The organism is Bradyrhizobium sp. AUGA SZCCT0182, assembly GCF_018130185.1.
Classification (GTDB): domain Bacteria; phylum Pseudomonadota; class Alphaproteobacteria; order Rhizobiales; family Xanthobacteraceae; genus Bradyrhizobium.
This window is the reverse complement of sequence record NZ_JAFCLY010000003.1, coordinates 29717-44070: the sequence shown is the minus strand read 5'-3', so window position 1 is coordinate 44070 and position 14354 is coordinate 29717. Positions and strand designations below refer to the sequence as shown.

Below are 14354 nucleotides of genomic sequence, written 5' to 3'. Positions count from 1 at the left end.
AGCGTCAGCCCCCCGCCCACACATCCAGCACGTAGCGGTTCCTGGCGCCGAGATCGTCGATCCAGCGCAAGCCTGCTGCTTCGTCCGCGCCGGTGCGTTCGCAATAGATCGACACCAACGCGGCCTTGACGTCCGGCTCCATCTTGCCGCCGTCGCCGCAGACATAGACGATCGCGCCCTTCTCGATCAGGTTCCACACCTGATCCCTTTGCGCCGCGACCAGATGCTGCACATAAGTCTTCGGCCCGTCGGCGCGCGAGAACGCGGTGTGCAGTTCGGCGATGCCGTTGGCGGAGAACGCCTTCAGTTCTTCGGCGTAGAGAAAGTCCTGCTCGGGATGGCGGCAGCCGAAGAACAGCATCGCCGCGCCTAAGCTCGCGCCCTTGGCCTTGCGGTCGGCGCGCTCCTGCAGGAAGCCGCGGAATGGCGCCAGCCCCGTGCCGGGTCCGATCATGATGATCGGCACCGACGCATCGTCCGGCAGGCGGAAGCCCGCCTTGGTTTCGCGCACCGTGGCATGGATGGTGTCGCCGGCGCGGCGGCCGGCGAGATAGTTCGAGCAAACGCCCTTGTAGACGCCGCGGCCCGAACTCGCAGGCGCTTCGACCACGCCGACGGTGACGCTGCAGCGCGAAGCATCGCCCGCCGGTGACGACGAGATCGAATAATAGCGCGGCGCCAGCAGCGACAGCATTTCGAGATAAGCATGGAACGGCAGCTCGCAGGCCGGATATTCCTCCAGCAGGTCGAACACCGATTTACGTTTTCCGAGAACGTCGCTCCGATAGAGCTCGGTCGAGGCGGCGTCATCGCCGACATAGGCCAGCAGCTTCGGCTTGGTCATCGGACAACGCGTGTTTTCCGACATGATCTGGATCTGCTTGCGGGTCGCGATCTGCTGCAATTCGACGAACTCGGTCAGCAAACGCCCGACCGACACGGCGTCGCCGGTCGGCAGTTGCGCACGGCGGCCTTCGGCGACCGCGAGCCGGATCTGATCGGCGGGCAGGAAGCCGAAACGGCGCGCGACGGAATCGACCAGCGCCGGATCATTGCGCGGCACCACGCTGAGGTGATCGCCGACGCGATAGGAAGCGCCCGGTGGCAGTTGCACTTCGATATGCCGCGTCGAGCGGTCGGACGGATTGGCGCCGGCCTTGTTCTGCAGCTCGGAATTGACCTGCACCTTCATCGGGGAAACGCCGCCCTGCGCCACGATCACGTTGACGGCGGTCGGCGCCACCGGCTCGATCGTGTAGAGCGGCGCGTCGTCGGCGCTGCGGGTGAAGGTCGACGCGAGGCCGAACTCCTTGGTTGCTGCTGCTGCGGCGGCGGCAAACCATTTTTCGAACTGGCCGTCGAGATCGCTGCGGGCATCGCCCTCGCCGCGCCCATGGACGCTGCGCGCGCCGTGCGCGGCCAATTGCTCGTCGATGGCACGAGGCACCGACTGATAGGTCGCCGCCCAGTCGCTGTTGCCGCAGCCGAACACCGCGTAGCGGACTTTGGCCAGCGCATCCTTGGGCAAGCCGCTGTCCAGCCAATTGACGAATTGCGTGGCATTGTCGGGGGCGGCGCCATTATAGGAGGCGCAGAAGATCAGGACGCCGCCCTGCTCGGGCAGCTTGCCGACGTAGTCATCGAGGGCGCCGAGTTTGGTCGAAAATCCGTTGACCTCGGCGAGATCGGCAACGCGGGTGGCGAGTTCTTCGGCGGTGCCGAGGTTGGAACCGTAGAGCACGAGCAGCGGCGTGTTGTGGCCGGGGCGGTTGCGGGCTGGTGCTGCGGCTGTGTTCGAGGCCGCCACCGCGGCAGCGGCGCGACCAGCGAACGCGCCGCGCTCCTTGTCGGCACGCGGGCGCACCTTGATCTTGAAGCCGTCCGGCTTGATCGTCAGCGTCTCCTTCAAATGCATCTGGTAGCGGTTGACGTCGATCAGCTTGAAGCGCTGCAGGATCATGCCGATCGCCAGCGCCGCCTCGTGCATCGCAAAGCCGCGCCCGATACAGGCGCGCTGGCCGTTGCCGAACGGTTTCCAGGCGTTGACCGGACGCTTGGCCTCGGCCTCGCGGCTGAAATTCTCCGGATCGAACGCGTCAGGGTTCGGGCCCCACACGCTGGGATCGCGGTGCAGCGCCATGACGAGCACGGTGACGAAGGTGTTTTTCTTCAGCTTGTATTTGCCGCCGATGGTCTCGTCCTGGAGCGGGGCGATGCCATAGGCCGGCGCCGGCGGCCACAGCCGCAGCGCCTCCTTCAGAATCTGCGTGATGTAGGTCAGCTGCGTGACCTGCTGATAGGTCGGCCGCGCGTCGACATCGGGACCGAGCACGCGGTCGACTTCCTCATAGGCCTTCTTCAGCACGTCGGGATGCTTGAGCAACGCATAGAGCGTGCAGGACAAGAGGCCGCTGGTGGTCTCATGGCCCGCGATCAGGAAGGTGTTGATCTGGTAGCGGATGTTGACGTCGTCGAGCTGCTCTCCGGTGGCGCGGTCGACGCCGGTCATCATGGCGCCGAGCATGTCCTTCTTGCCCTCGGCAGCTTCCGCGTTGCCGCGGCGCTCGGCGATGATCTCGTCGACCATCTTGTTCATGAAGGCGACGTCCAGCGCCAGATCCTTGCGGCGCTTCTGCAGCCACAGGCCTTCCAGCGGGATGCCGCGGGTCATCATGATGGTCTCGAGCGAGCGCACCAGCGATTCCACGAACGGATGATAGTCGCGGCGATAGAACGAGTTGAAACGGTAGTCGAAGCCGCAGAGGCCGATGGTGTCGAGCGTCAGCGCGGTCATGTCATGGACGACGTCGATTTCCTCGTCGCCGTTCAGCCGCTCCCATTTTTTCACCAGCTGCTCGGCGATGTCGACCATGCTCGGATGATAGGACGTCATCGCGCGGTTGCCGAACGGCTGCAGCAGGATGTTGTGCGCCTTGCTCCAGTTCGGCTCTGACGTGTCGGCGGTGAAAAGACCGTCGCCGCCGACCGCGCGCACCCGGCGCAGCGAGCCGCGCACCGCCTTGTCGAAGCGCTTCTCGTCGGAGAGTTCGTCGATCAGATCGTGGCCCGACACGATCACCAGCGGCGCACCCATCATGTCGAGCCAGAAGATCGGCCCGAGCTCCTTGGTCAGCCGCACCAGATGCTGAACGGGCGCGTTCGGATCCAGCGACAGCATGTTGCCGACAACGGGTTTTTTCGGCGGATGCGGGATCGGACTGAGTTTGTTCGGTGACGCCATTGTCGAATTGTCTCCTGCCTTGGTCCGATTCTTTGTATCAGCCCGTCATTGTATCAGCTCGTCATTGCGAGCGAAGGGAAGCAATCCATCTCGCCTTGAAAAGAAAGAATGGATTGCTTCGTCGCTTCGCTCCCTTGCACAAACGCTTCGCGTTTGTTGCATGCAATGACGATAAGGTAATTTATGCTCTAGCCAAACCGCTTCCTGCGCCATTCGATCAGTTTGGCGCTGACCTCGTCCGGCTTTTCCTGTTGCGTCCAATGGCCGCTGTCGCGCACCAGATATTTTTCGAGATCGGGAACGATCTTTTCCATGCCGTCAGCCGACGACGGCGGCAGCACATGGTCGTTCTCGGCCATGATCATCAGCGCCGGTACTTTCACCGTGTGATCGATCGCGGCCGAACGCTGCCAGTTGCGCGACATGTTGCGGTACCAGTTGATGCCGCCCGTGAAACCTGACTTCGTGAACGTATCGACGAACACCTTCTTCTCTTCCGGCGACAGGATTGGTGTGCGCGGATCATGCTTGGCGTCGTAACCCGCAATCATCTGCGGAAACGCCAAATTGAGTCGCGGTGAAGCACCGACGCCGGCAACCACCTGATCGGCGGGTGTGTCGGCGGGCCGCGGCACCGGCTTGCGCATGAAGGCGTCAAACGTCTGCTCGACCCGGCTGCCGAAGATCCTGTCGGGCTCGCGGGCCGGATCCTGGAACTGCACGATGTACATGCTGTCGCCGAACCGTTTGCGGAACAGCTCGATCGGATCGGCCGGCGGGCGATCGTGATGCGGCGTGTTGATGCCGACCACGCCGGCAACGCGGTCAATGTGGCGGAGCGGCATCTGCCAGATGATGAAGCCGCCCCAGTCGTGGCCGACGAAGATCGCCTTGTCGATCTTCAGATGGTCCATCAGGCCGACGAGATCGCCGGTCAGGTGCTCGATGTCATAGGCCTCGACCGGCTCGGGCCGGTCGGTCGAACCATAGCCGCGCTGATCCGGCGCGATCACCCGGATCCCGGCCTCGCTTAGCGCCTTGATCTGGTGACGCCAGGAGAACGCGATCTCCGGCCAGCCGTGGCACAGTATGACCGGCGGCTTGTCGGTCTTCGGCCCGGCCTCGTAGTAACCCATGCGAATGCCGTTCGTCTCGGCGAACTGCAGCGGCGGCATTTCAATCATTGCAAAACCCTATTCAGCCGCGCTGGTCATCTTGGACGGCGGCGGCGCATAGGCCGCCTCCAGCGCTTCAAATTCCAGCGGAAGCATGTCGCACAAGACCTGGACATGCGGGATGATATTGGCGCCGGCGATGAAGCCGAAATCGAGCTGGTCGCGATAGCTCTGCACGGTGATGTTGAGCGCCAGCCCGTGGGTCGAGATCGACACCGGGAAGATGTGCAGCAACTCCGCGCCGGCCGCATAGAGCGTCTGCCGCGGCCCCGGCACGTTGGACACGGTGATGTTCGCCGCCGGCGGCAGCACGTTCGAGAGGTCGGAACGGCTGTAGAGCAGCGCCAGGATCTGCACCACGATCGGCGCGCCCAGCATCGAGATGTTGGACACCTGCGGCATCAGGGCCCGCAGCGGGTGCGACATTTCCTTGGACTTGGTGGATTGCGCGATGATCGCCTCCAGCCGCCCCTTGGGATCTTCGACGTTGGTGGCGATCGAGCAGATCATGCCGAACACCTGGTTGTTGGCCTCGGTGTTGCCTTCCTCGCGCAGCGAAATCGGCACCGCCGCCGTCAGCGACTTGGTCGGCAGCGCGCCCTGCTGCAGGAGATAGCGCCGCACCACGCCGGAAGAGAGCGCCAGCACGACGTCGTTGAGCTTGCCGCCGGAGGCTTTCGCCACCGCCTTGGCCCGCGACAGCGAGATCGAGGTGCCGGCAAAGCTGCGCTCCGACGAGATCGCCTTGTTCAGGATGGTCGGCGGCGAAACCATGCTGGCGATGCTGTCGCGCGACTTCGGATCGGAAATCTTGCCGACCACTTCGGAAACGCTCTTGAGCATCGTCGGCACGCTGGCGGCGAATTTCACCGCGCTCTCGATCTGGAACATGGCGTTGTCGAACAGGATCGATCCGAGATCGCTCTTGCCCGAACGCGGCAATTCCAGGCTCTTCGGCGCGGTGGAGGAATCGAACGGCTGGCGCCAGAGCTGCTGATAGGAATCGATCAAATTGGCGGCGATATCGCGCGGCTCCTGCGCGACTCTGCGCGCGGTCGGCGGCTCGACCTGGCGCGGCACCGGCGTCAGATCGTAGATCATGTTGGTCAGCGCCGCACCGGCGCCGCCGTCGATGCAGGCGTGGTGCATCTTGGAATAAAGCCCGATCTCGTTGTCCTTCATGCCCTCGAAGACATAGAACTCCCAGAGTGGGCGGGCGCGGTTGAGCAGCTTGGCATGCATCCAGCCGACGATGCGCTCCAGCGTCGCGCGGTCGTAGGGGGCCGGCAGGCTGCCGCGGAAAATGTGGCGGTCGATGTCGAACTGGTCGTCCTCGATCCAGGACGGATGATCGATGTCGAGCGGCGCCTTTTCCAGGCGCGCTTTCAGGATCGGCGCAAGATGCAGCCGCGAGCCGATCATCGCCTTGAACTCTTCGAAGAAGTTGCCGTTGTAATTCTCGGGCAGGCGGAAGATCGCCATGCTTCCGACATGCATCGGCATTTCCGGCGTTTCCAGATACAGAAACGACGCGTCCATCGAGGACAGTTTCTTGGCGTCAGTCATTTTTTCCTCCCGCAGAGATCACGCGACGCCTTGATGGCGCTTCTGGCGTTCAGATGGTCCTGAAGACGGGGGTTGGGTGTCCCCGGTCTTCAACGACATTGGTCAGGATAGTGCATTTTCCGGGGCCCCATATGCAATGGCAAACGGCCCCGATCGGTCAAATTGCTTAAATTCGCCTTCCGGCTGCGCCAGGCGGTCGGCGACCGCCCACAAGGCGGCCGGGTTGACGCCAAGGCCGATATGGCTTGCGAGATGCACCTCGATATTTTCGGCCTTGCTGGAGGGGCGCAGCAGGCTGGTACGCCAGTTCACGATGCCATCGGTGCGGGAATAGATCGAGGTCGCGGGCACCGGCAGGTCGCCGGCGATCGCTTCCCGGATCTCTGGATTGTCGTTGATGCCTTCCCCCGACAGCGCTTCGTACAGTCGCGTCGCATTGGTCGCGGTGATGTCGTTGGCGAACGGGCTGCCGAGCGTGATCACCGATCGCACCAGGTCCGGCAGTTGCAGCGCGAGATCGCGTGCGTAGATGCCGCCGAGACTCCAGCCAATGATGCTGACCTTTCGTCCCGCGGTCTCGTGGATTCGCCTGACGAGGTCGCGTAACGCACCGCGCTTGCTGGCGACGCCGCCGAAATTCCGGCCCATGTTCCAGGCATAGGTGTCGTAGCCGAGCTCTTTCAGGTAGCGCCGCATCGGCGCCATCGACAGGTCGCTGGCGAGAAATCCCGGCAGCGTCAGCACCGGATGACCGTCGCCCTTCGGGGCGCGCATCAACAGCGGCGACAGCAGCAGACTCGAATTCAGTTCGAACACGCTTCTGGCTTCGGCGAGCATCAGGAACAGGCTCGGCGGACGAAGCTTGCGTTCTGCCGCCGGCGAGTCCTCCGCGACGGCCACTATTTCTTGTCCTTCTTGGCCATGCCGCCGAGACCGGCCATGGTCACGAACATGTCCTGAAAGCGTTCAGCGATCTTGGGGTCGAACGTGAACCAGGACTGCATCAGCGATTCCGGCGAGACCTTGTCGATGTTGGCCATCATCTGCTGCTGCAACTTGTCCATGACCGCGGTCTGCATCGGCTGAACGTCCGGAAGTCCGAAAAACTGCCGGGCCTCGAGCGGCGTGCAATCAATTTCGACGTTTACCTTCATGGCCGCTCCTTCATTAATGGCTTGCCGCAGTATCACCGTGACTGGCTGAGTCACGCAAGGACAAGACCGCCTTCCGGGGCCCCCATTCGCCCCCTATGGTCAACCAAAACGTTCGACAGCAAAAGGGGTAGTATCGGCAAACGGGGTCTCGCCGGTCATCATTCCCGCCAGCAGCCGGCCGGTTGCGGGTCCGAGCGTCAAGCCGTGGTGCTGGTGGCCGAAATCGAACCACAAACCGGGATGGCGGGGCGCCTTCCCGATCACCGGCAGCATATCCGGCAAACAGGGCCGCGCCCCCTTCCATGGCTGGGCGTCGACCGGCTCCCCCAGGGGAAACAACTTATGCGCCTTTGGCATGGCCCGTTCGACCTGGACCGGGGTCGGCGGCGCATCGCGGCGGGCCATCTCGGCGCCGGTGGTCAGGCGAATGCCGCGGTTCATCGGCGCCAGCAGAAAGCCCTGATCGGTGTCCAGCACGGGATGATTGAGCACGGCGTTGCCGCGCGGCGCCAGATGGATGTGATAGCCGCGCTTGACGTTGAGCGGGATCGAATAGCCGAGCGGGGCGAAGATCTGATCGGACCACGGCCCCATCGCGACGACCACTTCGCGCGCGGTGATTGAGCCTTTCTGGGTTGCGACGCGCCAGCGCGCACCGGATTGTTCGAGCGTTCGCGCATCGCCGACCAGGAACCGGCCGCCCTTGCGGCCGAACAGCGCCGCATAGGCCTTGGTGAGGCCGCCGGGATCGGGGACAAAACCGGGATCGGGAAAATGCACCGCGCCGGCGAAATCGCCGGTCAAATTCGGCTCGCGCGCCGCGATAGCAGATGCGTCGAGGATGTCGCCCGCGACGCCATATTGCTTGGCGCGTTCGAGTTCCTTCACCGCTTTCGCCAGCGTCGCATCGGAACGATAAAGCTTGATCCAGCCGGTCCGGCGCAACAGCTCCGGCACATCGGCTTCCGCGATCAACGCCTCATGCTCGACCAGGCTGCGCTGGATCAGCGGCAGTTCGGCCATTGCACTGTGCAGCGCACGCTCCGGCGAAGACGCCAGGAAATAACGCATCAGCCAGGGCAGGAAGGACGGCAGATCGGCGAAATGATAACGCAACTGCGGCGTACGGTTGGTCGCATATTGCAGGATCTGGCGCAGATCGCGGGGAAACATGTAGGGAAAGACCGACGCGCATTCGATCAGTCCGCCATTGCCATAGCTGGTCTCCTCACCGGCAAGTTCGTGCCGGTCGATCAGGACCGTATCGCGGCCCTTTTTCTGCAGGTGCAGGGCAGCGCCGACGCCGACCATGCCTGCCCCCAACACAAGAACGTCAGCCTTCAGTTCCGCCACCCGGCACTCCGAAAGTTTAATGTAACGCGGTCTCGCGCTCAGCTTAAGGTGAAGCTAGTCGTTGCCGCATCGCGGCGCAAACCGGCTCGCTGAACGAGATCGCGCTTGCGCGGCGGCTGGACTTTGGCAACATGGATCGGCAATATCCGCCGTTATTGCGGAATTGGGCTGATCAAAGCGGGGAAATCGAACAAATGTCGTTACGTCAGAGTTTGCTTGCAGCGGCTACGGTTACAATGCTCGGCTTTGCGGTTGCGCCGGCATCGGCCCAGACCCTGCGCTACGCCAACCAGGGCGACCTCAAATCGCTGGATCCGTATACGCTGAACGAAAGCACCACGCATGCGCATCTAGGGCAGGTCTATGAAGGCTTGATTGCGCGCGACAAGGACCTCAAGATCATTCCGGGGCTGGCCGAACGCTGGGAAACCCCGGAGCCGACCCGCTGGCGCTTTCATTTGCGCAAGGGTGTCAAGTTCCAGAACGGCGACCCCTTCACCGCCGACGACGTGGTGTTCTCGGCCGACCGCGCTCGCGCCAAGGGTTCGAACGTACAGGCCCGCGTGGCCGCCGACGTAAAGGTCGTCAAGGTTGACGACAACACCGTCGATTTCATCCTGACCTCGCCCAATCCCATTCTGCACTACCAGTGGGATACCTGGTACATCATGGACAAGAAGTGGGCCGAGGCGAACAACGCCACGGCGCCGACGCCGGCCGCAGCGACGACGCCGAGCTTCGCCTCGCTCAATGCCAACGGCACCGGCGCCTTCACCGTCGAGAGCCATCAACCCGGCGTCAAGACCGTGTTCAAGGCGAACCCGAACTGGTGGCGCAAGCCCGAGCACAATCTCAAGGAAATCGTCTTCACGCCGATCGGGTCCGACGCCACGCGCGTCGCTGCCCTGCTGTCGGGCGAAGTCGACATCATGGAGCCGGTTCCGACCCAGGACATCGGCCGCGTCGATTCCACCCCGACCACCCAGGTGATGAAGGGGCCTGAGCTGCGCACCATCTTCCTCGGCATGGACCAGGCCCGCGACGAATTGCTGTATTCGAACATCAAGGGCAAGAATCCATTCAAGGACATCAAGGTCCGCGAAGCCTTCTTCAAGGCGATCGATATCGAACTGATCAAGACCCGCGTGATGCGTGGGCTCTCGACGCCCTCGGCCCTGATGATTGCGCCGCAACTGTTTCCGCTTTCCAAGGACTTTACCCGCCCGAAATTCGATCCCGACGGCGCCAAGAAGCTCTTGACGGAAGCGGGCTATCCCGACGGTTTCCAGGTCACGATGGATTGCCCCAACGACCGCTATGTCAACGACGCCGCGATCTGCCAGGCGGTGGTCGGCATGCTGGCGCGCATTGGCGTCAAGGTCGATCTGCTGGCGCAGCCCAAGGCGCAGTATTTCGCCAAGATCCTGAAACCCGGCGGCTACCAGTCATCGTTCTATCTGCTCGGCTGGACGCCCGGCACGTCGGACTCGCACAATGTGCTCTATGACATCATGGGCTGCCGCGACGACCCGAAATCCTCACGCGGCGAAGCCAACGTTTCCGGCTACTGCAACAAGAAGATGGACGAGATCACCGACAAGGTGCTGGTCGAACCTGATCCTGCCAAGCGCGATCAGCTGATCAAGGAAGCGTTCGAGATCGCGGCGAAGGATTACGCCTACATCCCGCTGCATCAGCAGGCCCTGGCCTGGGGCGTGTCGAAAAAACTCAAAGTGGTGCAGCGCGCCGACAACCAGGTCCTGCCCTACTGGATGGTCAAAGAACCGTAGGCAGGCCCAACGACCCAGGTCCCGGTGGCTTCACGCCCCGGGACTTTTCGTTTCCGGCGGACAGTGGCGTCCGCCACAGCGTAAAGAGAGAAGTGAAAGGATCACATGCTCGCTTTCACTCTTCGCCGGGCGATCCAGGCCATCGGCGTCATGCTTGCGGTCGGGATCATCTCGTTTTCGATGTTCCGGTTCGCCGGCGACCCCGTCAACCAGATCGTCTCACTGGATACGTCTGCGGCCGAACGCGAAGCGGTGCGCAAGTCGCTCGGTCTCGACGATCCCGTGGTGATGCAGTTCGCGCGTTATTTCGGCAATGCCGCCCAGTTCAAATTCGGCGTTTCCTATCAATTCCGCCAGCCGGTCTCGAGCCTGCTCGCCGAGCGCATGCCGGCGACGCTGGAACTCGCGATCTGCGCCACCATCTTCGCGATGGTGTTCGGCATCCTGATGGGGGTTTATTCGGCGCTTAAACGCGACAGCGCGCTTGCCAAAATATTCCAGGCCGTATCGCTGATCGGAATTTCGCTACCGACCTTCCTGATCGGTATTTTGCTGATCTATCTGTTCTCGGTGACGCTGGGCTGGCTGCCCTCGTTCGGCCGCGGCGATGTCGTGCGGGTGGGCTGGTGGACCACGGGCCTCCTGACTCTTTCCGGCCTCAAGGCGCTGATCCTGCCGTCCATCACGCTCGGCCTGTTCCAGCTGACCCTGATCATGCGGCTGGTGCGTGCTGAAATGCTGGAAGTCCTGCGCACCGATTACATCCGCTTCGCGCGTGCCCGCGGCCTGACCACGCGGGCGATCCATTTCGGCCACGCGCTCAAGAACACGCTGGTTCCCGTCATCACCGTGGCCGGGTTGCAATTTGGCTCGGTTATTGCATTTGCCATCATCACCGAGACCGTATTCCAGTGGCCGGGCATGGGGTTGCTGTTCGTGCAGGCAGTGCAAAACGTCGATATCCCGATCATGGCGGCCTACCTTTTGATGGTGTCGCTGATCTTCGTCACCATCAACCTGGTGGTCGACATCCTCTATACCGTCGTCGATCCGCGGCTGCGCTCGACCATCCGCCGTCCGGCTTGAAAGAAGGATTATCAATGTCCGACGCCGTCGTTCCCCACCGAGCCGAGCCGAGCGCAGCGCCTGCGCGCGCCGGCACGGGCTGGTTCAGACGCGCGCTCGACAGCGACATCTTCTATTCGTTCCGCCGTTCCAAGCTGACGATGGTGGCGGCAACCGTTACCCTCCTGTTTTTCCTGCTGGCGATCTTCGCTTCGGTCCTTTCGGTTCAGAACCCGTTCGATCCGGCGCAGCTTCAGCTGATGAATTCGCGCATTTCGCCGTTGTGGACCGCCGACGGCCAAAGCCCGTTCCTGCTCGGTACCGACGAACAGGGCCGCGACGTGTTCTCGGCCATTCTCTACGGGCTTCGGATCTCGCTCGTCGTCGGCGTGCTCGGCGTCGTCTTCGCCGGCACGCTCGGAATTACGCTTGGGCTGATCGCTGGCTATGTCGGCGGCGCGGTCGATGGCCTGATCATGCGCATCGCCGACGTGCAGCTCACCTTCCCGGCCATCCTGATCGCGCTCCTGGTCAACGGCGTCGCCAAGTCGGTGTTCGGCAACCGGCTGGACGCCATGAGTACGCTGGTGGTGCTGGTGATCGCGATCGGACTGAGTTTCTGGGTGCAGTATGCCCGCACCGTGCGCGGCTCCGTCATGGTCGAGAAGAACAAGGATTATGTCGCCGCCGCCCAATTGATCGGGCTCCCCGCCCCCATCATCATGCTGCGTCACGTGCTGCCGAACACGATGGGTCCGATCCTGGTGATCGCCACCATCAACCTGGCGCTCGCCGTCATTACGGAAGCCACGCTGTCATTCCTCGGCGCCGGGATGCCCGATACCATGCCGTCGCTGGGCACGTTGATCCGGATCGGCAACAATTATCTGTTTGCGGGCGAATGGTGGATCGTGGCCTTCCCCGGCTTTGCGCTGGCCGGACTGATCCTGTCCATCAATCTGCTCGGCGACTGGCTGCGCGACGCGCTCAACCCGAAGCTCCGATGACCAACCCTGTCCTTTCCGTGCGTAACCTCGAGGTGGAGTTCCACACCCGCCGCAGCGTCTTGCACGCCATCAACGGTATCTCCTTCGACATCGCCAAGGGCGAGGTGCTCGGCGTGGTCGGCGAATCCGGCGCGGGAAAATCCGTGACGGGGCTTGCCGTGATCGGCCTGATCGATCCGCCCGGACGCATCTCGGGCGGCGAGATCTATCTGTCGGGGATGCGGATCGATCATCTGCCGCCGGAAGAAATCCGCCGCATCCGCGGCAAACGCATCGGGATGATCTTCCAGGATCCGCTCACCAGCCTCAATCCGCTCTACAAGATCGGTGACCAGATCGTCGAAACCATCCGGACCCATCTCAATCTCTCGGAAACCGCGGCGCGCAAGCGCGCCATCGACCTCTTGGCGGAGGTCGGAATTCCCGCGCCGGAAAAACGCATCGACGCCTATCCGCATGAATTCTCCGGCGGCATGCGCCAGCGCGTCGTGATCGCGCTTGCGATCTGCGCCGAACCGGATCTGATCATCGCCGACGAGCCGACCACGGCCCTCGACGTCTCCGTGCAGGCGCAGATCATCTCGCTGATCAAACGCCTTGGCCGCGACCATGGCACCGCCGTGATGCTGGTGACGCACGACATGGGCGTGATCGCCGAAACGTCCGACCGCGTCGCGGTGATGTATTCGGGCCGGATTGCCGAGATCGGCCCGGTTCAGGACGTCGTGCAGAACCCGCTGCATCCCTACGCCAAGGGCTTGATGGGCGCGATCCCGACACTGGCGGGCGAAGACAAGCGGCTGGTGCAGATACCCGGTTCGATGCCGCGGCTGTCCGCGATCCCGAATGGCTGCTCGTTCAACCCGCGCTGCGGCTTCGTCTTCGACCGCTGCCGCGTCGAGCGTCCGGAGCCGATCGCGCACGGTACGCAGGCCGTGGCCTGTCATCTCTATGATGCCGCGCCCAAGACGGCGATCAAGGAGACCGCGGCATGAGCGCGGTACCCTTCATCGACGTCAGGAATTTGCGCCGCGAGTTCGACGTCTCAAAGCCGTGGCTCAACCGCGTGCTTGAAGGCGGGCACCTGGAATTCCTCAAGGCGGTCGACGGCGTGACCTTCGGCATCAAGAAGGGCGAGACTTTTGCCCTCGTCGGCGAATCCGGTTCGGGCAAGACCACCGTGGCACGGATGGTGGTCGGATTGCTGCCGCCGAGCTCCGGCGAAGTCGTCATCGACGGCGTCTCGATGACCGATGCAAGGCAGGCGCAGGTACGGCAGAAGCTGCGCCGCCGCATCCAGATGATTTTCCAGGATCCCTATGCGAGCCTCAATCCACGTTTCCGGGTCGATGCCATCGTCTCCGAGCCGATCCGCGCCTTCGACCTGATCGCGGGCGAGCGCGACATCGCCGCACGCGTCGGTGAATTGCTGAGTCTCGTCGGCCTGCATGCCGACGACGGCCTGAAATTTCCGCATGAGTTTTCCGGCGGGCAGCGCCAGCGCATCGCGATCGCCCGCGCGCTGGCCTCGGAAGCCGAATTCATCGTCTGCGACGAGCCGACCTCGGCGCTTGATGTCTCCGTGCAGGCGCAGATCCTCAATCTGATGCGCGACCTGCAGGACAAGTTCGGCCTGACTTATCTCTTCATCAGCCATAACCTTGCCGTGGTGCGGCATATGGCGAGCCGCATCGGCGTGATGTATCTCGGCCGCATCGTCGAAATCGCGGAAGGGCGCGAACTCTTCAGCAATCCACGGATGCCCTACACCAAGATGCTGCTGGGTGCGGTTCCCGATCTCGCGATGTCCGGCCGCCAGCGGATTCCGGTCAAGGGCGAGATCCCCAATCCGATCAACCCACCGCCCGGCTGCGCCTTCAACCCGCGCTGCCCGCTGGTCTACGATCTCTGCCGCCAGCAGGCGCCCGCACTGATCAACGGCGTCGCCTGCCACGCCGTCAATTCGCCGGCCGAGGCCGTGCCTGCCTGATCACAGGGATGGG

The 14354-nt window shown here is 63.1% G+C and carries 11 protein-coding genes; 5 read left to right on the top strand and 6 right to left on the bottom strand.

The genetic code is table 11. The features are described 5' to 3' along the window. Positions 1-4: 4 nt before the first annotated feature. The 6 genes from JQ611_RS04750 to JQ611_RS04725 all read right to left on the bottom strand — a co-directional run bounded on the left by JQ611_RS04750 (position 5) and on the right by JQ611_RS04725 (position 8489). Entirely contained in the window at positions 5-3241 is a 3237-nt protein-coding gene (locus JQ611_RS04750) for a bifunctional cytochrome P450/NADPH--P450 reductase (RefSeq protein ID WP_212464670.1), read from the bottom strand. 188 nt (positions 3242-3429) lie between these two features. Beyond that, the gene (locus JQ611_RS04745; protein ID WP_212385791.1) at positions 3430-4425 is read right to left on the bottom strand and encodes an alpha/beta fold hydrolase; all 996 of its coding nucleotides are present in this window, start codon (positions 4423-4425) and stop codon (positions 3430-3432) included. A gap of 9 nt (positions 4426-4434) precedes the next feature. Next, positions 4435-5982, bottom strand: coding sequence for a wax ester/triacylglycerol synthase family O-acyltransferase (locus JQ611_RS04740; protein ID WP_212464669.1), 1548 nt, complete (start codon positions 5980-5982; stop codon positions 4435-4437). A gap of 102 nt (positions 5983-6084) precedes the next feature. Beyond that, positions 6085-6882, bottom strand: a complete 798-nt coding sequence (locus tag JQ611_RS04735; protein ID WP_212268439.1) for a triacylglycerol lipase — start codon at positions 6880-6882, stop codon at positions 6085-6087. Beyond that, a complete protein-coding gene (locus tag JQ611_RS04730; protein ID WP_209843454.1) occupies positions 6882-7136 on the bottom strand; it encodes a DUF6489 family protein in 255 nt (84 codons plus the stop codon). Before JQ611_RS04730 ends, JQ611_RS04735 begins: the two co-directional genes overlap by 1 nt. A gap of 99 nt (positions 7137-7235) precedes the next feature. After that, on the bottom strand, positions 7236-8489 hold the full coding sequence (locus JQ611_RS04725; RefSeq protein WP_212464668.1) for an FAD-binding oxidoreductase: 1254 nt from the start codon (positions 8487-8489) through the stop codon (positions 7236-7238). Between the two features lie 194 nt (positions 8490-8683). Between JQ611_RS04725 and JQ611_RS04720 the strand changes: the two genes are divergently transcribed. The 5 genes from JQ611_RS04720 to JQ611_RS04700 all read left to right on the top strand — a co-directional run bounded on the left by JQ611_RS04720 (position 8684) and on the right by JQ611_RS04700 (position 14341). Further along, positions 8684-10279, top strand: a complete 1596-nt coding sequence (locus tag JQ611_RS04720; protein WP_212268442.1) for an ABC transporter substrate-binding protein — start codon at positions 8684-8686, stop codon at positions 10277-10279. Between the two features lie 105 nt (positions 10280-10384). Beyond that, a complete protein-coding gene (locus JQ611_RS04715; protein WP_212268443.1) occupies positions 10385-11365 on the top strand; it encodes an ABC transporter permease in 981 nt (326 codons plus the stop codon). A gap of 14 nt (positions 11366-11379) precedes the next feature. Further along, the gene (locus tag JQ611_RS04710) at positions 11380-12351 is read left to right on the top strand and encodes an ABC transporter permease (RefSeq protein WP_212268444.1); all 972 of its coding nucleotides are present in this window, start codon (positions 11380-11382) and stop codon (positions 12349-12351) included. Continuing rightward, positions 12348-13346, top strand: a complete 999-nt coding sequence (locus tag JQ611_RS04705) for an ABC transporter ATP-binding protein (RefSeq protein WP_212464667.1) — start codon at positions 12348-12350, stop codon at positions 13344-13346. The genes JQ611_RS04710 and JQ611_RS04705 overlap by 4 nt, the downstream gene beginning before the upstream one ends. Continuing rightward, the gene (locus JQ611_RS04700; protein WP_212268446.1) at positions 13343-14341 is read left to right on the top strand and encodes an ABC transporter ATP-binding protein; all 999 of its coding nucleotides are present in this window, start codon (positions 13343-13345) and stop codon (positions 14339-14341) included. The genes JQ611_RS04705 and JQ611_RS04700 overlap by 4 nt, the downstream gene beginning before the upstream one ends. Positions 14342-14354 lie beyond the last annotated feature (13 nt).